Raw genomic sequence first — 436 nt, forward strand, 5'->3', positions numbered from 1 at the left:
CACCGCCGAGTTGATGCCCAGGCTGATTTCGCCAGCGTCCTGATAGACGTCATCGCCTTGTGCGTCGTGGGTGTACGGCGCGCTGGTCTCGCCGGCCTTGATGGTGACCTGAGCGTTGTTGCTCAGGGTCACGACCAGGTCGTGAGCCAGGGCGGTGTTGATGTGCACGGTGAAGGTCGGTTTGACGTTCTCGGCCACCGAGGTCTGGTCGGCCGTGATGGTGACCTTGACCAGGTCGCCTTCGTTGCTGCCGCCGGGGTTGCCTGGGGTGCCAGGCTCGTCGGTGACGGTAGTGCTGACCGGGGTCTTGTCGAGTGTCAGTTGTTCGAACTTGCCGACATCCGCACCTTCAACGGTTGCGATCGATTTGATCACAGGGTCGTTGGTACCGACGTAGACGTTGTCCGGGGCAGCCACGGTGGCAGTGCCCACGGTG

At 62.8% G+C, this 436-nt stretch carries 1 protein-coding gene; it reads right to left on the bottom strand.

From position 1 onward, the window contains the following. The coding region (locus I8746_RS26965) for an immunoglobulin-like domain-containing protein (protein ID WP_221101228.1) at window positions 1-436 on the bottom strand (436 nt) is incomplete at both ends.

The sequence above is a fragment of the Pseudomonas sp. USTB-Z genome (assembly GCF_019691255.1).
Taxonomy (GTDB): Bacteria; Pseudomonadota; Gammaproteobacteria; order Pseudomonadales; family Pseudomonadaceae; genus Aquipseudomonas; species Aquipseudomonas alloputida.